Annotated in this window: 23 protein-coding genes; 11 read left to right on the top strand and 12 right to left on the bottom strand. The window is 71.1% G+C overall.

Translation table 11 applies throughout. From position 1 onward, the window contains the following. Positions 1-15: 15 nt before the first annotated feature. The 6 genes from uraD to MKK88_RS16595 form a co-directional block, all read right to left on the bottom strand. Entirely contained in the window at positions 16-525 is a 510-nt protein-coding gene (gene uraD / locus MKK88_RS16620; RefSeq protein WP_244001555.1) for a 2-oxo-4-hydroxy-4-carboxy-5-ureidoimidazoline decarboxylase, read from the bottom strand. Positions 526-529: 4 nt separating this feature from the next. After that, positions 530-913: a hydroxyisourate hydrolase gene (gene uraH, locus MKK88_RS16615; RefSeq protein ID WP_244001553.1), complete on the bottom strand. Its 384-nt coding sequence runs from the start codon at positions 911-913 to the stop codon at positions 530-532. A 20-nt stretch (positions 914-933) separates the two neighbouring features. Further along, positions 934-1452 carry a hydroxyisourate hydrolase gene (gene uraH / locus MKK88_RS16610; RefSeq protein ID WP_244001551.1) on the bottom strand — a complete coding sequence of 173 codons (519 nt, stop codon included), beginning with the start codon at positions 1450-1452 and terminating at the stop codon, positions 934-936. Positions 1453-1547: 95 nt separating this feature from the next. Then, a complete protein-coding gene (locus MKK88_RS16605; protein WP_244001549.1) occupies positions 1548-1772 on the bottom strand; it encodes a DUF2934 domain-containing protein in 225 nt (74 codons plus the stop codon). Positions 1773-1861: 89 nt separating this feature from the next. Then, the gene (locus MKK88_RS16600; RefSeq protein WP_244001547.1) at positions 1862-2032 is read right to left on the bottom strand and encodes a DUF3606 domain-containing protein; all 171 of its coding nucleotides are present in this window, start codon (positions 2030-2032) and stop codon (positions 1862-1864) included. Between the two features lie 110 nt (positions 2033-2142). Next, complete coding sequence (locus MKK88_RS16595) at positions 2143-3153, bottom strand: 2-keto-3-deoxygluconate permease (RefSeq protein WP_279602340.1); 1011 nt, start codon at positions 3151-3153, stop codon at positions 2143-2145. 203 nt (positions 3154-3356) lie between these two features. On the opposite strand from MKK88_RS16595, the gene MKK88_RS16590 reads away from it, so the two are divergent. Together MKK88_RS16590 and pdxA are read left to right on the top strand one after the other, a co-directional pair. Continuing rightward, positions 3357-4460 carry a four-carbon acid sugar kinase family protein gene (locus tag MKK88_RS16590; protein WP_244001661.1) on the top strand — a complete coding sequence of 368 codons (1104 nt, stop codon included), beginning with the start codon at positions 3357-3359 and terminating at the stop codon, positions 4458-4460. Next, positions 4457-5485: a 4-hydroxythreonine-4-phosphate dehydrogenase PdxA gene (pdxA, locus tag MKK88_RS16585; RefSeq protein WP_244001545.1), complete on the top strand. Its 1029-nt coding sequence runs from the start codon at positions 4457-4459 to the stop codon at positions 5483-5485. Before MKK88_RS16590 ends, pdxA begins: the two co-directional genes overlap by 4 nt. A 124-nt stretch (positions 5486-5609) precedes the next feature. Here pdxA and yidD read toward each other — a convergent pair whose 3' ends face one another. Further along, the gene (yidD, locus tag MKK88_RS16580; protein WP_244001542.1) at positions 5610-5948 is read right to left on the bottom strand and encodes a membrane protein insertion efficiency factor YidD; all 339 of its coding nucleotides are present in this window, start codon (positions 5946-5948) and stop codon (positions 5610-5612) included. Between the two features lie 4 nt (positions 5949-5952). Next, positions 5953-6396: an iron-sulfur cluster assembly scaffold protein gene (locus MKK88_RS16575; protein ID WP_244001540.1), complete on the bottom strand. Its 444-nt coding sequence runs from the start codon at positions 6394-6396 to the stop codon at positions 5953-5955. A gap of 238 nt (positions 6397-6634) precedes the next feature. Between MKK88_RS16575 and folE the strand changes: the two genes are divergently transcribed. The 4 genes from folE (at position 6635) to MKK88_RS16555 (ending at position 10722) form a co-directional block, all read left to right on the top strand. Further along, on the top strand, positions 6635-7453 hold the full coding sequence (gene folE / locus MKK88_RS16570) for a GTP cyclohydrolase I FolE (RefSeq protein WP_244001538.1): 819 nt from the start codon (positions 6635-6637) through the stop codon (positions 7451-7453). A gap of 40 nt (positions 7454-7493) precedes the next feature. Then, positions 7494-7916: a phosphoribosyl-AMP cyclohydrolase gene (hisI, locus tag MKK88_RS16565; protein WP_244001536.1), complete on the top strand. Its 423-nt coding sequence runs from the start codon at positions 7494-7496 to the stop codon at positions 7914-7916. Further along, a complete protein-coding gene (locus MKK88_RS16560; protein ID WP_244001534.1) occupies positions 7913-8899 on the top strand; it encodes a patatin-like phospholipase family protein in 987 nt (328 codons plus the stop codon). The genes hisI and MKK88_RS16560 overlap by 4 nt, the downstream gene beginning before the upstream one ends. Positions 8900-9153: 254 nt before the next feature. Next, complete coding sequence (locus tag MKK88_RS16555) at positions 9154-10722, top strand: alkaline phosphatase D family protein (RefSeq protein ID WP_244001532.1); 1569 nt, start codon at positions 9154-9156, stop codon at positions 10720-10722. Positions 10723-10933: 211 nt separating this feature from the next. Here MKK88_RS16555 and MKK88_RS16550 read toward each other — a convergent pair whose 3' ends face one another. Together MKK88_RS16550 and MKK88_RS16545 are read right to left on the bottom strand one after the other, a co-directional pair. Continuing rightward, on the bottom strand, positions 10934-11365 hold the full coding sequence (locus MKK88_RS16550) for a CBS domain-containing protein (RefSeq protein ID WP_244001530.1): 432 nt from the start codon (positions 11363-11365) through the stop codon (positions 10934-10936). A gap of 131 nt (positions 11366-11496) precedes the next feature. Beyond that, positions 11497-12318: a rhomboid family intramembrane serine protease gene (locus MKK88_RS16545; RefSeq protein ID WP_244001529.1), complete on the bottom strand. Its 822-nt coding sequence runs from the start codon at positions 12316-12318 to the stop codon at positions 11497-11499. A 395-nt stretch (positions 12319-12713) separates the two neighbouring features. Here MKK88_RS16545 and MKK88_RS16540 point away from each other — a divergent pair, with 395 nt between their 5' ends. Continuing rightward, a complete protein-coding gene (locus tag MKK88_RS16540) occupies positions 12714-13313 on the top strand; it encodes a PAS domain-containing protein (protein WP_244001527.1) in 600 nt (199 codons plus the stop codon). Positions 13314-13455: 142 nt separating this feature from the next. Beyond that, positions 13456-14094: a PilZ domain-containing protein gene (locus tag MKK88_RS16535; RefSeq protein WP_244001525.1), complete on the top strand. Its 639-nt coding sequence runs from the start codon at positions 13456-13458 to the stop codon at positions 14092-14094. Between the two features lie 132 nt (positions 14095-14226). Here MKK88_RS16535 and MKK88_RS16530 read toward each other — a convergent pair whose 3' ends face one another. Next, positions 14227-14808 (bottom strand): SCO family protein, encoded by a 582-nt coding sequence (locus MKK88_RS16530; protein ID WP_244001524.1) that lies wholly within the window; start codon positions 14806-14808, stop codon positions 14227-14229. A gap of 96 nt (positions 14809-14904) precedes the next feature. Then, entirely contained in the window at positions 14905-15408 is a 504-nt protein-coding gene (locus MKK88_RS16525) for a PRC-barrel domain-containing protein (RefSeq protein ID WP_244001522.1), read from the bottom strand. A gap of 178 nt (positions 15409-15586) precedes the next feature. Here MKK88_RS16525 and MKK88_RS16520 point away from each other — a divergent pair, with 178 nt between their 5' ends. The 3 genes from MKK88_RS16520 (at position 15587) to MKK88_RS16510 (ending at position 19587) form a co-directional block, all read left to right on the top strand. Continuing rightward, on the top strand, positions 15587-16057 hold the full coding sequence (locus tag MKK88_RS16520) for a tRNA (cytidine(34)-2'-O)-methyltransferase (protein ID WP_244001520.1): 471 nt from the start codon (positions 15587-15589) through the stop codon (positions 16055-16057). Between the two features lie 275 nt (positions 16058-16332). After that, positions 16333-18012, top strand: a complete 1680-nt coding sequence (locus tag MKK88_RS16515; protein WP_244001518.1) for a methyl-accepting chemotaxis protein — start codon at positions 16333-16335, stop codon at positions 18010-18012. A 141-nt stretch (positions 18013-18153) separates the two neighbouring features. Beyond that, the gene (locus MKK88_RS16510; RefSeq protein ID WP_244001516.1) at positions 18154-19587 is read left to right on the top strand and encodes a protein adenylyltransferase SelO; all 1434 of its coding nucleotides are present in this window, start codon (positions 18154-18156) and stop codon (positions 19585-19587) included. The last annotated feature ends 152 nt before the right edge of the window (positions 19588-19739 follow it).

Raw genomic sequence — 19739 nt, 5'->3', positions numbered from 1 at the left:
CGGGGGCAGGCGCGATCAGGCGTCGACCAAACGATCCAGCCGCATGCGGGTGATCTGCGCGACCTCCTCCAGCGCGGTCTCCCGCTCGAGCGCCGGATCCCGGCCGAGCCGGGCCTCGAACACCGAGAGGATCTCGGCCCGGCCACGCCCCCGCACCGCGATGAGGAACGGGAAACCGAACCGGGCGCGGTAGGCGGCGTTCAGCCGCGCGAAGGCCGCCGCCTCGGCCTCGGCCATGCGGTCGAGCCCGGCGCTGCCCTGCTCGCTCGCGGAGTCCGCCGTCAGGGCCCGCGCCCGGGCTTCAGGCCCGGCGAGTTCCGGATGGCCGTTGAGAAAGGTCAATTGCACAGCCGCGGGTGCGGAGCGCAGGGCCCGCATCATCGCCGCGTGCAGGTCGGCGATTTTGGCGAAGGGGCGCTGCGGCGCGACGGCCTCGGCCACCCAGGGGGCGTGCTCGAACACGCCACCGAGCAGGGCCACGAAGGCGCCCGCCTCCATCCGGTTGACGGCGGCGAGGTCGGGCACGGCCTCAACTGCCGCGATAGGTGGTGAAGCTGCCGGGGGCGCAGAGCATCGGCACGTGATAGTGCTGCGCCGGATCGAAGATCGCGAAGCGCACCACAGGGTTGTCGATGAAGATGTCGGCTTCCGCGGTGCCGGGGCGCTCCCGGAAATAATCATCGACGTGGAAGACCAGCTGATACTGGCCGACCCGCGCCTCGTTCGGCGCCAGGATCGGCTGGTCGGTCCGCCCGTCCGCGTTCGTGACCACGCTCTTCACGAGCCGCCAAGTCCCGACGTGGGATGTCCCGCCCTCCGATGTCCCGCCCTCCAGGACGGAGAAATCGATGCGGATCCCCGCGGCGGGGCGTCCGCGATCGGTATCGAGGACGTGGGTCGAGATGCCGGCCATGGAATCGTGTCCTGACGAGGTCAGCTGCCGCGATAGTAGGAATAGCCCCAGGGCGTGAACAGCACCGGCAGATGGTGGCGCTGGCCCGCGTCGCGGATGCGGAAGCGGATCGGCACGCGATCGAGGAAGTTCGGAGTCGGCAGGCTCACGCCGCGGGCGGCGAAATAGGCCCCAAGATGCATCAGCAGCTCGTAATGGCTTGGCTGCAGGGCGGCATCCATCAGCAGCGGCTCGGCCGGCCGGCCGTTGGCCGCAGTGGTGACGGTCTTGATCGGTGTCAGGGTGTCCCCCTCGCGCCAAGCGAGTTCGCAGACCATGCCGGCGGCCGGGGTACCGTGAAAATTGTCGATGGCGTGCAGCGTCAGGCGGGGGCCGAGGCCGGCCTGCGAGGCTGGGGCGGTGGTCAGGGGCGCGGGCTTGTCCGAGGCCGCGGACGGTGTCGGGCCTGCCTGTGCCAAGACGCCGCCGGACGCGGCAGCCGCGGCACCGCCGAGACCGAGTCCGGTGAAGCTGCGGCGGGTCAGAGCGGATGTCTCCACGGCGGGCTCCCGTCACGCGACCGGTCATCGGATCGCGGACGGCGTCGGCGATCATTCACGCCGCGTCGCAAGGTACACGCCAGATATGGGAGTCGCTATTGCGACGGTGATTCGGACGCGGCCGGCCCGTCATGGGCCTTCCGCCGCTCACGCTCCTTGCGCAGCTCCCGCTCGGCCAGGAGCCAGAACTCGATCTCGAAGCCCTCCGGCCGGTGGTTGCGCTCCCACAATTCGTAGGCGCGCTCGCGGATCTGCTCGAACGTGATGGCGTCCGGCGCCGGGGGAGAGGCAGGGGACAGCACGGTCTTGTCGTCGGACACGGCCGAGGGTTCCAAGGCGGGGGGCGGGTGCCCCGGAGCGGTCGATCCCGGAGGCGAGTAGGTGTCGGATTTCATGGCGGCGGCCCCCCTCAGGAGGCAGGCCTGTCGAGATAGGCCGCCACGCTGGTGATCCGGCTCCCCACCATCGTGACCGCCTTGCGCAGACGCTCCTCGCTCACGCCGAAGCGCTGGGCCCAGGCCTCCCGGGTGGCGCGGTCGTAGATATCGATATGCGTCTTGCCTCTGGATTCGGTGGACATGGTGTGCCCGCTCCGGTCTCTGGCTGTGCCGCGGCGGTGCCGCGCTGTCTGCCGGGACAACCGGGCGTCCCCGTCTTAAGTTGCCGGACCGGTGCGCGCCTGCGGAGGGATCAGGGCCGGGGTGTCGCGGGCCGCACCGCAGGGTCGAGCCGCGGCTCGGACGGCTCCGCATCCCGCCGCACCCGGGCCGCCACGAAGGCGGTGAGCAGCGGAACCAGCAGGGCGCTCACCACGACGCTCGCCGCCACCAGCACCGTGGCGGGGCCGGCGGCCTCCGCGTAGGCGGGGTTGGCAGCCGCGATGATCGCCGGGACGGCGGCGGCGTTGCCCGCCGTCGAGGCGGCCGCAACGCCCGCGACCCCGTTGCCCCCGGTCAGCCGGTCGGCCACGAACAGGGCTGCCCCCGTCACCGCCACCACCGCGGCCCCGAGCCCGATCCCGAGGAGGCCCGCCTGCCAGATCTTGGCGAGGTCGAGCCCGAAACCCAGCGCGAAGGCGAAGAACGGGATCATCACCGGCGCGGCCCCCGACAGGAAGGCGCGCATGTCGCGGTCGAGATTGCCCAGCACCATGCCGATCACGAGGGGCAGGATGCTGCCCACCAGCGTCGGCCACGGAAAGGCGGAGAGGCCCGCGAGCCCGAGCGTCACCATGGTGAGGAACGGGCCGGATTCGAGGCTCATGATCGCGTAGGCGCCCGCATCCTTCGGGCGGCCGAACTGGCCCATCAGGGCGAGGTAGAGCCCGCCATTGGTGTCGTTCATGGCGGCGACGATCGCGAGGGTCGAGAGCCCCGCGAAGGCCCCGGCCGTGATGGGCGCCTCGCCCAGGAGGTGGCCGAACACGACGCCCAGGATCGCCGCGACGCCGACCTTGGTGGCCAGCAGGACGCCGCCCTTGCGGGCGATCGCCGGGGTGGCGCGGAAATCGATGCCCGCGCCCATGCAGACGAAGAACACCGCCAGGATCGGGAGCGCCCCGTTGAACAGCGCCCCGGTGAACGAGCCGAAGAAGGTCGCGGTGTTCGGGAACAGCGTGTGGAGGATCGCGCCGAGGAACAGCGGCACCACCATCAGGCCGCCCGGGACGCGCTCCAGCGAGCGCTTGATCGGAATCTGCATGGGTCGTCCTCCGGTGCGGCCGCTGTCCCGGGCCTGTCACCTGAAACCGTTCCCCCCGGGGCGCTGCTACAACCTTTCGACAAGCGGGTGCAACTTGGCGGTAGAACCGCCCTCTATTGACTCGGAGCCCACCCATTGCCGATGAGGCCGACCTCGCACGGGGCGGGCGGCGCAGATCACCGATGAACACCGATGTCCCCGCCATGACCCGCCTGCGCCTCATCGCCGACGACCTGACCGGCACCCTCGACACCGCCGCCGGCTTCACCGGCCTGTGCGGGCCGATCCCGGTGGCATGGCCGGAGATCCTGCCGGCGGGTGGATCCGGGTGCCTCGCGATCGATTCCGGCACCCGGGAAGTCCCGTCCGCGGAGGCCGACCGGATCGTCGGGGCGCTCGCGCCGCGGCTTCAGGATGCCGACATCGCCTTCAAGAAGGTCGACAGCCTGCTGCGCGGCCCCTGGGCGGCGGAACTCGCCGCCGTGATGCGGCTGGGCGCCTGGGCACGCTGCATCGTGGCGCCGGCCTTCCCGTATCAGGGCCGCCGCACCAGCGATGGACAGCAATTCGCCCGCCGGGACGGCAGCTGGGCGCCGGTCTCCGGCGACATCGCCGAGGCCCTGCGGGCGGCGGGCCTTCCGGCGCGTCGGGCCGCTCTCGCCGACGGCCCCATGCCGGGGGTGGCGGTCTACGACGCGGCGGATGACGACGACCTCGCCCGCATCGCCGAGCTTGGCCGGGACGGCCCTGTGCTCTGGTGCGGCAGCGGCGGCCTGGCGGCGGCCCTGGCGCGGGGCGTGGCGGCGCCCAGGGACGATCGCCTCACCGGCCCCGTGCTCGGCCTGTTCGGGTCCGACCGGCCGGAGACCGCGGCCCAGCTCGACGCCTGCGGGTCCCATCGCCTCGTCCTCTCGCCGGAGGCAGCGGACCATGTCGGACCGATCGGCGAACGCCTCACCCGGGACGGCGTCGTGCTGGCAAGCCTCGCCCTGCCCGAAGGCACCGCCCGGGAGGCCGCCGCTGACCGGATCGCCGCGACCTTCGCGGACGTGGTCGCGCGGATCCCGAAGCCCGGTACCCTGCTGGTCGCCGGCGGCGAGACCCTGAAGGCGCTCTGCCTCGCGCTCCGGGTCGAGCGCCTCGACGTCACCGGCCAGATCGCCCCCGGCCTGCCCCGCTCGACGCTGCGGGGCGGGCGCTGGGACGGGCTCGCGGTGATCTCGAAATCCGGCGCCTTCGGAACAGTCGGCGTCTGGCGCGATCTACTCCATCGAAACGGTCTCACGCCCGACAGGAGCGACCCATGACGCAGCATCTCGCCATCACCATGGGCGATCCGGCCGGCATCGGCCCGGAGATCATCGTGAAGGCCGCCGCCCGCCTGAAGGACCGGATCGACGCAGGCGACCTGAAGCTCATGGTGATCGGCAGCGCCCCGGCTCTGCACCGGGCGGAGGCCGCGCTCGGCCTCCTGCCCGAACAAATCCCCGAGGTTGCCGAGGACGGCGACTGGCCGGCGCTGTGCTGCCTCCAGGCTGATGCGGAGGGCGCGCCGATCACGCCGGGCCGGCTCTCGGCCGATGGCGGGCGCTTCGCCTACAAGGCGATCGAGGCCGGGGTACGCCTCGCCCTGGCGGACAGGATCGGCGGGATCGTCACGGCGCCGCTCAACAAGGAGGCGCTCAACAAGGCCGGCTACCACTATGCCGGCCATACCGAGATGCTGGCGGAGCTGACCGGGGTGCGCGGCTCGGTGATGATGCTGGCCCACGGCAACATGCGGGTCTCGCACGTCACCACCCACGTCGCCCTGGAGGATGTGCCCAAGCGCGTGACCCCGGAGCGGCTGCGCCTCGTCATCGACCTGACCGACAAGGCGCTGAAGGGCCTGGGGCTCGCGAAGCCGAAGATCGCCGTGGCGGCCCTCAACCCCCATGCCGGCGAGGGCGGCCTGTTCGGGCGCCAGGACATCGACGTCAGCACCCCGGTGATCGCGCAGGCCAATGCCGACGGGCTCGACGTGCACGGGCCGGTGCCGGGCGACACGGTGTTCGTGAAGCTGCGCGCCGGCCAGTACGACGCCGTGGTGGCGATGTATCACGACCAGGGACACATCCCGGTGAAGCTGCTGGGGTTCGAGATCGACCCGGCGACGGGGAAGTGGATGGACCTGTCGGGGGTGAACATCACCCTGGGCCTGCCGATCATCCGCACATCGGTCGACCACGGCACCGCCTTCGACATCGCCGGCACGGGCATCGCCAACGAGCGCAGCCTGATCGAGGCGATCGAGTTCGCGGAACGGCTGGCGGCCAATCGTCAGGCTGCGTGAGCAAGCGGATCCGCACCCTTCCCTCCCCCCTCTGCGGGGGAGGGAGAGCCCGTGCCAGGTCTGAACCGAGATCCCCAGCGCCTTCACACATGTTTCACGTGAAACAAACCAAGAACACAGCCCCTCAACGCTCGTCCGCGGCAGCCCCCTCCCCCACGGCCTCGCAGGCGAACGGCGAAGGCGGTGCCTCGACGCCGCGCCAGCGGGCATAGGCCCAGGGGCGATACCACGCCGTCCCCTCGGGCAGCCGCTCCGGCACGAGGTCGATCCCGTGGGTGCCGAACGGCCCGCACCGGCAGATCCGGGCGAAGCCCATCCAGCCCCCCGGCCACAGCCCGTGCCGGGTGATGGCGGTGTCGGTGTAGTCGGAGCAGCTCGGCCAGTGGCGGCACTGGCGTCCGATCAGTCCGGACAGGGTGAGCTGATAGGCGCGGATCCCCCAATGCGCCGCCCGCCGGACCATGCCGTCAGGCGGCCTGCCGCTTGGCGGCGATCTGGTCGAGGGCGTCCACCACCGCGTCGAAGGTCAGGAGCGTCGAGGCATGGCGCGCCTTGAACTCCCGTACCGGCTCCAGCACGGCGAGATCCGCCCAAGGCCCCCCGGGGGCCGGGCCGTTCTCCTTGAGCATCGCCCGCATGGTCTCCCGGACGCCGCGCAGCTCCTCGGCACTGGCGCCGACCACGTGGCGGCCCATCAGCGACGAGGAGGCCTGTCCGAGCGCGCAGGCCCGGACCTCCTGGGCGAAGTCGGCCACCCTTCCGTCCTCACCCAGCACGAGATCCACCGTCACGGTCGAGCCGCACAGGCGGGAATGCGCGGTGGCGCTGGCATCCGGGTTCTCCAGCCGGCCGAGCCGGGGGATATCGGCGGCCAGTTCGAGGATGCGGCGGTTGTAGATATCGTCGAGCATCGGGTCCTCGGCCGTGGGTACAGGTCCCGTCGGGACACTGCCGCGCGGTTCGCGCATTGCGCGTTGCCCCGCGAACGATGATATAGGCGCCTGACGGCCGCTTCGCGAGGAGGCAGGCCGTCGACCAGGGTCGCGCCCACGGCCACGGTGGCATCCTCGGCTCTGGCCATCCCGGGCGCCGGCCTGAAACCTTTTCAGGCCCGGGATCTTCCCTCACACGCCCGACGCGATTCCGACGATGTACGCCAAGCCCGACAGCACCCCGATGAAGTCCCGCATCGCCCGGGCCGGAGATGCCATGGATGCCGCGCTCAAGTCCCTGTCGTATCCGAGCGACGGCCAGGTCATTCACCGGAACGGCATCGACGGGCAAGGTCTAGACGGCATGCGCAATGACAATCGGCCGGTGGATGAGGTGCGTCCCGTCGAGGTCGCACCGGAGCCGGCCTCCGCCACCCGGGTCCCCGAGGGGATCGAGACCGGCCGCCCGAGCCGCGCCGAGGCCGAGGCCGCCGTGCGCACCCTGCTCCGCTGGGCCGGCGACGACCCGGCCCGCGAGGGCCTGCTCGACACCCCCGCCCGGGTCACCAAGGCCTACGAGCAGCTGTTCGGCGGCTACGGCGTCGATGCCGAGAAGCTGCTGGAGCGGGTGTTCGAGGAGGTCGAGGGCTATTCGGACATCGTGCTGGTGCGCGACATCCCGTTCCACTCCCATTGCGAGCACCACATGGTGCCGTTCATGGGGCTCGCCCACATCGCCTATTACCCGACCCGGGGCGTGGTCGGCCTGTCGAAGCTCGCCCGGGTGGTCGACACCTTCGCCCGCCGCCTGCAGACGCAGGAGACCATGACGGCTCAGATCGCCGACGTGATCGAGAGCATCCTCAAGCCCCGGGGCGTCGCCGTGATGGTGGAGGCCGAGCACCTCTGCATGGCGATGCGCGGCGTCCAGAAATCCGGGGTCTCGACCATCACCAGCCAGTTCCGCGGCGTGTTCAAGGACAACGCCAACGAGCAGGTCCGCTTCCTGACCCTGGTGCGCGGCGGCGCCAAGTAGTCTACAGCACGCGCCGAGTCAGGGACCGCTTCATCACGCCATGACCGCGCGCGACATCGCCTTCGATCCCCCCGGCCCCCGCGCCGCGGTCGAGGAGGGCCAAGCCTTCACGCCCCGCTTCGACCGGGACGGGCTGATCACCTGCATTGCGGTCGATGCCCGGGACGGCCAAGTCCTGATGCTCGCCCATATGAACGCCGAATCGCTGGCGCGCACCCTCGAGACCGGGGAGGCGTGGTACTGGTCGCGCTCGCGGGCCGAGCTCTGGCACAAGGGCGCCACCAGCGGGCAGATCCAGCGCATCGTCGAGATGCGGGTCGATTGCGATCAGGACGCCCTGCTGATCCGCGTCGAGGTCGGCGGCGATGGCGGCTGCTGCCACACCGGCCGGCGGGATTGCTTCTACCGCACCGTCACCCGGCAACCCGACGGCCGCGTCACCCTGGACTTCGCCGGGGCATGAGCGCGACCCTTGCCGCGACCGGGTGGCAAGATTGTCCCGCCGTTCCGTATTTCCTGCCCGGCGCCGTCGAGCCGATCCGGCCCCTGCCGAAGGCGGGTCCGCGGATCGGGCTGGCGCTCGGCGGCGGCTCGGCCCGGGGCTGGGCCCATATCGGCGTGCTGCGCGCCCTGGAGGAGGCCGGCATCCACCCGACCGTGGTGGCGGGCTGCTCGATCGGCGCGGTGGTCGGCGCCTGCTACGCGGCCGGGCGCCTCGACCGGCTGGAGGCCTTTGCCCGGGCCCTGACCCGGCGCCGGGTGGTCGGGCTGATCGATCCGCGGCTGCCGGGCTCCGGCCTGATCGCCGGCAACCGCCTGCGCCAGCGGCTCCACGCGGATCTCGGCGAGCGCCGGATCGAGCGCCTGCCGATCCGGTTCGGCTGCGTCGCCACCGAGTACGGCACCGGCCAGGAGGTGTGCCTGACCGAGGGGCCGGCGGTGGATGCGGTGCGCGCCTCCTACGCGATCCCCGGCCTGTTCCCGCCGGTGACCCATGAGGGCCGGGTGCTGATGGACGGCACGCTGGTCAACCCGGTGCCGGTGGCCCTGGCCCGGGCTCTGGGCGCCGATCTGGTGATCTGCGTGAACCTCAACGGCGATACCGGCGGCCCGGTGGTGCGCGAGGTGCCGGTGCGCCGGGCCCGCGTCGGCGTCCTGGACGCGATGCGCGGCCGCCTGTTCGGCTTCAGGCGCCCGGAGCCGGACCTCGCCGTGCCGGGCCTCGCCCGGGTGGTGCTCGACGCGTTCAACATCACGCAGGACCGGATCTCCCGCTCACGCCTGGAGCGCGACCCGCCGGACGTCGCGATCGGGCCCGACGTGGCCGGGATGGGGCTGTTCGATTTCCACCGGGCGGACGAGGGGATCGCGCTCGGGTATCGGGCCGCGCGGGCGGCGCTGCCGCGGATCCGGGCCGTGGTGGCGGGCGCCGAGGCGCGGGCCTGAAACCCCACAGGGTCGATCCGACCCAACCCCCCTCATCCTGAGGTGCGAGCACAGCGAGCCTCGAAGGAGCCCACCAGGAATCGCGCGGCTGGTTGGAACCCTCCTTCGAGGCCTCCGCCGCGCTCCGGCACCTCGGGATGAGGGTGATGGGTTGGAGAACCCGAGAGGCCCCCCGCTCCTTCGTATATCCCCCGCCCGTCATCTCCCTGTCGCCCCCGCCTGCGATGGCCACCCCACCATTTGGAGGGGTTCCAATGTCCGCGAGTCGCCGTCAGATCCTGCTCACCGGAGGCGCCGGCCTCGTCGGGCTGGCCTCCGGCCTCGCCCGCCCCGGCCTGAGCCGGGCCACCGACCGGCCGCTCCTGACCCACGGGCTCCAGTCCGGCGATGTCGGCACCGACTCGGCGGTGGTCTGGGCACGGTCCGACCGGCCGGCCCGGGCGATCATCGAGTGGGCGACCACCGAGAGCTTTTCCAACCTCCAGGGCGTCTTCGCCGACGCGCTGCCGGAGACCGACGGCACCGTGAAGGTGGCGCTGACCGGCCTGCCGGCGGGCCAGGATATCTTTTACCGCGTCCGCCTCCAGGACATCGCCGCGCCGACCATCGTCGGACCGGCCCAGGTCGGGCGGTTCCGCACCGCGCCGGCGGATCGGCGCTCGGTCTCGTTCTGCTGGTCGGGCGACACGGCCGGCCAGGGCTGGGGCATCGACGAGGCCCGCGGCGGCATGACGATCTATTCCGCCATCCTGAAGAACCGGCCGGACTTCTTCATCCATTCCGGCGACACGATCTATGCCGACGGGCCGATCCAGGCCGAGGTGAAGCTCCCCGATGGCAGCCTCTGGCGCAACCGCGTGACCGAGGCGGTCTCCAAGGCCGCCGAAACCCTCGACGAGTTCCGCGGCCGTCACAAGTACAACCTCACCGACCGGAACGTGTTGGCCATGAACGCCGTCGTGCCGATCCTGGCGCAGTGGGACGATCACGAGGTCACCAACAACTGGTGGCCGGGTGAGCCGCTGACCCGGGCCGAGCACCTCAAGAAGAAATACGCCGATCCGAATGCGCTGGCCCTCCAGCTGCGCGCGGCACGCGCCTTCCACGAATACATGCCGATGCGGTTCGAGCCGTCCGAGCCCGGCCGGGTCTACCGCAAGATCGGCTACGGCCCGCTGGTCGACGTGTTCATGCTCGACATGCGCTCCTACCGCGGCCCGAACGGCGCGAACACGCAGACGGCCTACGGGCCGGATTCCTACTTCCTCGGCCCACAGCAGATCGCATGGCTGAAGCGGGCGCTCCTCGAATCCCGCGCCACCTGGAAGGTGATCGCCGCCGACATGCCGCTCGGCCTCGTGGTGACGTACGACGTCGACAAGAACTTCGGCTCGGAGGCGGTGGCGCAGGGCGACGGCCCGCCCCTCGGGCGCGAGCTGGAGATCGCCGACCTGCTGCGCTTCATCAAGAACGCGGGCATCCGGAACACGGTGTGGTTCACGGCCGACGTGCACTACACGGCGGCGCATTACTACGACCCCAACAAGGCGCAGTTCCAGGATTTCGAGCCCTTCTGGGAGTTCGTCTCCGGGCCGCTGCACGCCGGCACCTTCGGGCCGAACGCGCTCGACAACACCTTCGGGCCGCAGCTGCGCTTCGTGAAGGCCCCCGAGAAGGGTCAGGTGAACCTGTCACCGGCCTCCGGCTACCAGTTCTTCGGCCATGTGGCGGTCGACGGCCGGACCGAGCAGATGACGGTGACGCTCAAGGACGCGACGGATGCGGATCTGTGGCACGTCACCCTCGATCCCGCGAAGGCGTGAGGTGGCGCCTTTTGGGGGACGTCGTTCGCAGCGCATTCCCCTGTGCGGGACTGCGGATTCACGCATCGGGTGTGGTGCTGCGGCGGCCGAACAGACCGCGGCTCCCCTCTCCCGTGCGGGAGAGGGGGCGCGTCGCGCTGTACTGCGGGCCTCGGTGTCCGACCCGGACCTGTGGACATAATAGCCTTCGCGGCGGAGGGAGAGCTCGCCCCTACGCCATCGTGATGTAATCCCGCAGGGCCTGATGCTCGGCCTCCACGGTGGCGATCTTGCGCGCCACCACGTCGCCGATCGAGACCAAGCCGATCAGCCGCCCGTCCTCGCAGACCGGCACGTGGCGGAAGCGGCCCTCGGTCATCAGCGTCATGACCTCCTCGATCGTCGCGCTTCGCCCGCAGGTGGTGACATCCGCGGTCATGTGCGCCGAGACCGGCGCGTCGAAGGCCGAGCCCCCATGCCCGGCCAGCGCCCGCATGATGTCCCGCTCGGAGATGATGCCGGCCACCGATCCGTCGTCATGGGCGACCACCAGGGCGCCGATGCGCCGATCGGCCAGGATCTGGATGACCTCCTCCAGGGTCTTGTCGGGGCTCACGGTGACGACGGAGCTCCCCTTCTCGGCGAGGATGCGTGCGACAGTCATGGCTCTCTCCCTTGTGACGCGTCCGGTGCGCCGTCAGCCTGCGGCGCCCGGATTCCGCTGTCGGCCGGGTTGGCCCCGGCTCCTTCACAATGCGGCGAGTGTGTGGCCGTTTCGCCCGGTTGGCAAGGTGGTCAGGCCTTCCCCGTCTCCCGCGGGTCAAGGAACGGGAACAGCAGGAAGCCCACGATGAACCCACCGAGATGCGCGTCCCACGCGATGGCGGCGCTCTCGCCCACCAACGGCACGCTGACGAGGCCGAACAGCAGGTTGGTCACCAGCCAGATCGCCAGGAACGAGACCGCCGTCCGGTTGCGCAGGAGTTCGGGGATGGTCTCGACCGGCCGGCGCGGCGGCAATTGCCAGGGCTGACCGCCGTAGCCCGAGACCGGGGGCTGGAACACGAACCGGGCGGCGGCCGCCATCAGGGCCGAGATCCCCGCCGAGGCGCCGACCAGCGGTCCGGCACTGAGGGGATCGACCAGCACGTGCAGCAAGCCGCCCGCCGCGGTGCCGGCGAGCGCGAGCACGCCATAGCGCCAGGGGCCGCAGCGGCGGGCCACCGGCGAGCCGAAGGCCGCGAGCCACACGCTGTTGAAGATCACGTGCATCCACGATCCGTGGAGCAGCGCGTAGGTGGCGAGCGTCCAGGGCTGGAACGCGTGCTCGCCCACGATGTAGCGGGCGAAGGCCTCGCGCGCCGCCTGCAGGCCGGGATCGCCCGAATCACCCGCCGCGCGGACCACCTCGGCGGCCTGGCCGGGATCGAACCACAGGGTCCAGCGGGCTGGCACCAGGGCGAGATCGAGGACGAGCCGGATATCCCAGGTGTCGGGCAGCAGGAACTCGCGCACCCCCTGGATCGCCAGCAGCAGCCCGATCGAGAGCGTGACGACCCCCGGCATGTTGAACACCGGGACGCGGCTCTGCCGCGGAAATTCGGGAGAGGCATCCATCCCGGCACCATGTCGGGGCTCGGGGCGGGTGGGCAAGCCCCGGCGACGTTTTGAATTTGGTTAAGACGGATCGTCCGATCGGCCGAAATCCCCACGACGACTGATCGTGACGCGGAAAGACCTGATCGAACACGCCCATTTGGCCCGCCCGCGAAGTCCCGGCCGGCCGCGGCGAACGGCAAGCTTGGCCGGACGGGCCGGCGGGTCGAGGGACCGGTCTCAGGGATGCAACAGCCGCGATTGTCTCGCCGGCGCCGACGCGGTACCGCCGGGCGCCGCGTCGGCACGGGGCGTGCGCTCGAAGGCCGTGAGTGCCCGGACCGGCCGGCTACAGCCTCGCGGATGTACCAGAACGATCCAGGGATGAACCACAGGCGTTTAGAGTCGGGACACCGATGAAGCATCCCACCAGCCGTATGCTCCACGCCTACTGGGAGCGCCTGCGCGGCGAGCGCGCCGCGCCGGAGCGGGGCGAGATCGAGCCCGGCGAGATCCGCCACCTGCTGGCCGACAGCCTGATCCTGGAAATCGACATGGCGGCCTGCGCGGCCACCGTCCGGCTCGCAGGGACGCGGGTCTGCGCCCTGTACGGCCGGGAGTTGAAGGGGCAATCCTTCGCCGCATTGTGGGGCGACCGGGGGGCCGACCCGTGGCGGATCGTGGAGATCGTCGCCAGCGATACCCTGGGCGTCGTGGCGGGCCTGCGGGGCCTGAACGCGGCCGGCGAGGCGGCCGACCTCGAATTGCTGCTCCTGCCCCTGCGCCACCGCGGCCGCACCCAGGTGCGGGCGCTCGGCGCCCTGAGCCTCGACGGCACGCCCCCCTGGATCGGGCTGCGGCCGCTCGTGGCGGCCGAGACGACCTCGTTGCGCATCCTGCCGAGCCGCCGGGCGGAGGCCATGCCGCCGCCCCGCCCGGCCGTCCGGTCGAGTGCCGGCTATCCGGGGCCCGTGCGCCGCGGCCATCTCCTCGTCCATGCCGGCGGGCGGGGATGAGGCCGCCGGCCTCCGGGGCGCCTGACTCGTCCTATGCGGGATAATAGAAGAGCTATACAACGCTGAGAGGAAAAAAAGAGTTTCGTAACGGTCCCGGTCTAGTCTCCGATTCAGTAGATCGCGGCGGAGGATCAATCCCGGGATGATCGCGGTCGAGACCACCGCCGGCATGGAGCCACCCATGGCGCCCGGCCCGGCGCGGAAGGCCACGGACGAGCGTCGGCACCAGCGCGTGCGGGTCTCCGTCCTCGGCCGCTACATGCTGGCGGACCGGCGCGAATATCCCTGCCAGACCGTGGACATGTCGCCGGGCGGCGTCCGCCTGAGCTGCGCGGTCCGGGGCGAAGTCGGCGAGCGGGTGGTGCTCTATCTGGAGCATATCGGCCGGATCGAAGGACTGATCGCCCGCCATTGCGTGGACGGGTTCGCGGTCCAGCTCAACGCCACCCCGCGCAAGCGCGACAAGCTCGCCTCCCAGCTGACGTGGCTCGCCAGCCGGGAGATGCTGGGCCTGCCGGAGGGGCGGTCCCACGAGCGCCTCGTACCGACGCAGCCGGCGGTCACGCTGCGCATCGACGGCGGACACGAGATCAAGGCGCGGCTGATCGACATCTCCATGTCGGGTGCCGCGATCGCCTGCCCGCTGTCACTGCCGCTCGGGACCCCCGTGACCGTGGGCAGCACGCCGGGGCGGCTGGTGCGCTACTTCGAGGGCGGGTTCGGCGTGCAATTCCTGCTGCCGCTCTCCGCGGACCGCTTCCACGCCGGGATGACCCTGTAGCGCGATTCCGCGTTTCCAAAGGGCTCGAGCCCTTTGGCGGGTTCTCCGGATGGAGCCCTGCGGTGCTTGGCCCTGCGACGTTCGCCAGGGCGCTTCCATCGACCCGCGACAGGCGACGAACAGCCCCGAGCCTCAGATCTTCTTGGCGAGCTGCGCCGCGGTGTCGGCGGCGGGCCGCGACAGGTCCAGGGCGCCGAGGAAGCGGTTCTGCGCGTCCATCACGTAGACGATGGCGGTGTGCTCCATCGTGTAGTCGCCGTCCTTGGCCGGCACCTTGCGGGCATAGGCACGGTACGCCTTCTCGGTGGCGGTGACCTGCTCTGGCGTGCCGGTCAGCCCCGTGATCCGCGGGTCGAAGCTCGACAGGTAGGTCTTCAGGCTCGCCGGGTCGTCGCGCTCGGGGTCGACCGTGACGAAGGCCACCCGCAGATGGGCGGCCCTGGGCCCGAGGGCGGCAAGCACGTCCGAGATCTGCTGCAGGGTCGTGGGGCAGACGTCCGGGCAATGGGTGAAGCCGAAGAAGACGAGGTGCGTCGCCCCCGCGAAGTCGCGCTCGGTGACGGTGCGGCCGTCCTGATCGACCAGCGTGAACGGGCCGCCGACGCCGGGCACGCCCACCGGCGCCTTCTCGGGCATCACGGCGAACACCGCCGCCCCGGTGATGCCGACGAGGCCCAGGCAGAAGGCGAGGAGCGGGATGAGGGCGCGGCGCATCGTGTCGGACTCCGACCTCAGGACGGAGGCTGGCACAGCACGGAACGGCGCGCGGAGGCAAGCGGGCCCGGTGTCGCCGGCCCGCCTGCCGGCCCGTCAGGGCTTCTGCGCCGGCTCGCCCGCGGGGCTGGCCGGGGCTGCCCCCTTCGGCGGCTCCTTGCCGAGGTAGATGTATTCCGGCGCCGCGCGGAGCTGGTCCTTGGTGGTGTCGATCCGAACCTGGAGGGTCTTGTCGTCGGTCCGATCGATCTTGAGCACGGAGGGATCGACGGCGACGTATTTGGAGCCGAGCCCCAGGAAGCCGCCGACCCCGATCACCCAGGACTTCACGGTGTTCTTCTCGTCGAGCACGATGTCGGCGATCTGCCCGATCGTCTCGTTGGCGCCGTTCACGACGCTCGTGCCGATGAGTTTGCTGGCGACCCTGTCGTCGGGGGTCTGGGCCACGAAAGTCGGCCGCAGGTTGTCGGCCATGGTGGCGGGCTGGCCGGGGACCGGAGAAGCCGGGCTGGCCCCGCTTGCGTTCGGGCTGGCATTCTGGGCCGAGGCGGTGGCGAGGCCGGCCAGCAGGAGGGCCGAGGCGAGGAGCGGAATGCGCATCGGATCAGGTCTTTCGGTCGGGGGTCGCGGACGAGGGTGGCGCCGCCATAAGGCTCTGGCGGAGCTTAAGTTCCGTCCCGCCTGCCAAGCGCCGGCGAAAGCGCGGCGGTTTGCCGGCTGAGGGTCCCAGCACCGCCCCTTTGACGGCGGGGCGCCCGGCGCCCACAACGCGCAGGCCATGCTCCGCCTCGCCCTCTACCAGCCCGACATACCCCAGAACACCGGCACGATGCTGCGCATGGCGGCCTGCCTCGGGCTCGCCGTGGAGATCATCGAGCCGGCGGGCTTCGACGTGTCGGACCGGCATCTGCGCCGCTCCGGCCTCGACTATCTCGACCATGTGGCGATCACCCGGCACCGCTCCTTCGCGGCCTTCACGGCGTGGCGGATCGAGGCCGGCATCCGGCTCGTGCTCGCCACCACGGCGGGCGCCCGGCCCTACACAACGTTCGCCTTCCGCCCGGACGATTGCGTCATGGTCGGGCGCGAATCCGCGGGCGTGCCGGAGGCGGTTCACGCGGCGGCGGATGCCCGGATCGTGGTGCCGATCCGGCCGGGTCTACGGTCCCTCAACGTCGCGGTGGCGGCCGCGATGATCGCCAGCGAGGCGCTGCGGCAGATCCCGGGATCGGTGGCGCTGGAGGTTTAGCCCTGCCTCCGGGGCGGCGGTTCCGGCAAGGGCGGCTCCCCACGGAGGCCGGCGACAGCGCGCCTCGACCCGGCGCCCAAAAGGGGGATCCGATATTGCGATTCGTGCGCCGGGAGCCGCAATTGTTTAATCATTTCGAGCGAAAGCTAACAGCCTACTGCCATATGCTTTCATTGATTGATTGGATTACAGTTTACTGGCAAAATACTCCGTTACACATAATTTTAATACGCGCATGTTAATCTCCGCTGGTCTTGCGACCGATGTGTGTAAACATGCAGTTCAACTTCTCCGTGCGGACCCGCTTAATCGCGTCCCTCCTGGTCCTGCTGGCTCTGACGCTCGGCCTGGGTGGCTTCTGCTACGCCCGGCTGACCGCCTTGAGCGTGTCCGTCAACGAACTCGGCGGCAATGCCCTGCCGTCCACCCGGATCATCAGCCGCCTCGCCACGAATTTCGAAGCCCTGCGCAGCCGGCAGCTGGCCTACCTCGTCTCCAGCGAGGAGCGGAGACCTCAATCCCTCCCACGCCTGCGGGCGAGCATGGCCGACATCGAGGCGGACCTGACGGAATACGTGCCCTACGTCAGCGATGGCGAGGAGGCCCTGTGGAAGGCGATCACGACGACGGTCCCCGCCTATTCCCAGATGGGTGAGGAATTCCTGCGCCGGATCCACGCGGGCGACACCAAGGCGGCGAGCGATCACCTGCTGGACGGGATGCTGCCGGCCCTCAACGCGGCCCGCGCGGCCCTGAAGGCCGATATCGCCTTCAACGATGCGCACGGCAAGCAGAGCGTCGCCGCCGCCAACGCGCTGGGTGAGAGCGCCCGCTCCGGCATCGCCGTGGTGCTCGCCGTCGTCGTCGCGATCACCCTGGCGATCGGCTGGATGTCGGTCTTCACGATCTCGGTCCCGGTCCGCCGCATGGCGGGCATCATGAAACGGGTGGCCGGGGGTGAGACGGATCTCGCGGTGCCGAATGCCGGCGAACGCAGCGAGATCGGCGAGATGGCCGCCGCCGTTCAGGTGTTCCAGGACAACCTTGTCCGCACCCGCAGGCTCGAGGAGGAGACCGCCCAGGCCCGGGCCTCGGCGGAGGAGCAGCGCAAGCGCGTCGTGCGGGAAATGGCCGACGGGTTCGAGGCGACGGTCGGCGGCGTGATCGGCATGGTGTCGTCCTCGGCCACCGAATTGCAGGCGACGGCGCAGCAGATGACGTCGACGGCAAGCCAGACCGCCAGCCAGTCCACGGCCGTGGCCGCCGCCGCCGAGGAGGCCGCCTCCAACGTCAACACCGTCGCGGCGGCGGCCGAGGAACTCGGCTCGTCCGTGCAGGAGATCAGCCGTCAGGTGGGCGGCTCCGCCGACCTCGCCCGGCAGGCCGTCTCGGAGGCCGATCAGGCCGGCGCCCTGGTGCAGGAATTGAGCGCCGCCGTCTCGCGGATCGGCGACGTGGCGGGCCTGATCTCGACCATCGCCGGGCAGACGAACCTCCTGGCGCTCAACGCCACCATCGAGGCCGCGCGGGCCGGGGCGGCCGGCAAGGGCTTCGCGGTCGTCGCGTCGGAAGTGAAGGCCTTGGCCGAACAGACCGCCAAGGCGACGAACGAGATCGCCGGGCAGATCCTCCAGATCCAGGGCTCGACCGGGCGGGCCGTCGCCTCGATCGGCGGGATCACGGGGCGCATCCGCGAGATCAGCGCGACGGCGACCTCCATCGCGGCGGCGGTCGAGGAACAGGGGGCGGCCACGCAGGAGATCGTCCGCAACGTCGCCCAGGCGGCGACCGGCACGAGCGAGGTGACGGGCAACATCGCAGGCGTGGCCGGGGCCGCCGAGGAGACAGGGGCGGCGGCGAGCCAAGTGCTCGGCGCAGCGTCCGAGCTGTCGCGCCAATCCGAGCATCTCACAGCGGAGATCGCGCGCTTTCTGGCCACGGTGCGCGCCGCCTGATCTTCCTGCATCGCCAGGCCGGGGGCGGTTCTGCCACGCCCCCGGCGTCCGCCCGTGCGCAAGGGCGGGAACGAGGCAACGGATCCCGTCCCGCCCGCTTGGTAGGACGGGGGCTCATCCCCGCCCCGAGAGACGCGCCGCATGGACGATCCCGCCTACAGGCCCTCCCGGCGCCACGCCGATCTCGGGCCGGCCTTCTTCGATCCCGTCACGCCGGCCCGCTTCCCGCAGACGATCCTGCGCTACCGCAACCAGGCCTGGGCGGAGCGCGTCGGCCTGGGCGGGCTCTCGGAGGCGGCGTGGATCGCCCGTTTCGGCCGGTTCGAGCCCCTGCCCGGCAGCTTCGAGACCCCGCTGGCCCTGCGCTACCATGGCCACCAGTTCCGCTCCTACAACCCGGAACTGGGCGATGGCCGGGGCTTCCTGTTCGCGCAGCTCCACGACCGCGTGGACGGGCGCCTCCTCGATCTCGGCACCAAGGGCAGCGGCACCACCCCCTGGTCCCGGGGCGCCGACGGGCGACTGACCCTGAAGGGCGGCGTGCGCGAGGTGCTGGCGACTGCGATGCTGGAGGCACAGGGCGTCACGACCTCCAAGAGCTTCAGCCTGATCGAGACCGGTGAGGATCTCCTGCGCGGCGACGAGCCCTCCCCGGCCCGTTCGTCGGTGCTGGTGCGCCTGTCCCACGGCCATATCCGGATCGGCAGCTTCCAGCGCTTCCTCGCGCTGGGCGAGCCCGACAACATCGCCCGGCTCCTCGACCACACGATCGAGACCCATCGGCCGGAGCTCTGGCGCGACAGCCTGGAGGACCGGGGCGTCGCCTTCCTGGCGGACGTGGTCGATCGCGTTGCCCGGATGGGCGCGCAATGGGCGGCCGCCGGCTTCGTCCACGGGGTGCTCAACAGCGACAACATCAACGTCACCGGCGAGAGCTTCGATTATGGGCCCTGGCGCTTCCTGCCGCATTTCGACCCGGACTTCACCGCCGCGTATTTCGACGAAACCGGGCTCTACAGCTTCGGCCGCCAGCCGGAGGCGCTGTTCTGGAACCTCACCCGGCTGGCCGATTGCCTGCTGACCCTCGCCCCTCAGGGACGCCTGGAGACGGCGCTCTCGGGCTTCGGACCGGCCCTGCAGGAGGGATTTGCGCAGGCCCTGTTCCGCAGGCTGGGCCTCGCGGAGGCGCCGCGGCCCGAGACCGACCGGCTGGTCGCCGCCGTTTGGCGCTTCCTGGGGGAGAGCCGCGCGCCCTTCGAGCGGTTCTTCTTCGACTGGTATGGCGGCCCCGCAAGCGCCGAGCGGGCGCAGGCGAGCCCCTCCGCGGCCTTTTACGCGAGCGAAGCCTTCGCGCCGGTGCGGGCCGCGCTCGCACCCCTCGCCCCCGTGGCCGGCGCGCGGCTCGACCACCCTTATTTCGCGGCGGCGCCCTGCACGCTGCTGATCGACGAGGTCGAGGCCTTATGGGCGCCGATCGCGGATGCCGACGACTGGTCCCTGTTCACGGCCAAGCTCACCGGGGTCGCCCGGATGGCGGAGGCCTGCGGCACGGCCCCAGCTTCAGCCTCGGCCTGAGCCGCCTCCTCGGCCAGCCGACGGCGTTCCTCGGCGTAGCCCCCCGCGATGGCGAGATCGACCAGCCGCCGGGTCAGCCGGAAGGCCAGCCAGAACAGGGCGAGGCAGAGCAGCGTCGCGGCGGCGGCCTTGAGCGGGTCCACGGGGCTCCT

The organism is Methylobacterium sp. E-005 (assembly GCF_022829725.1).
Taxonomy (GTDB): domain Bacteria; phylum Pseudomonadota; class Alphaproteobacteria; order Rhizobiales; family Beijerinckiaceae; genus Methylobacterium.
This window is presented reverse-complemented; position numbering and strand designations above follow the sequence as displayed.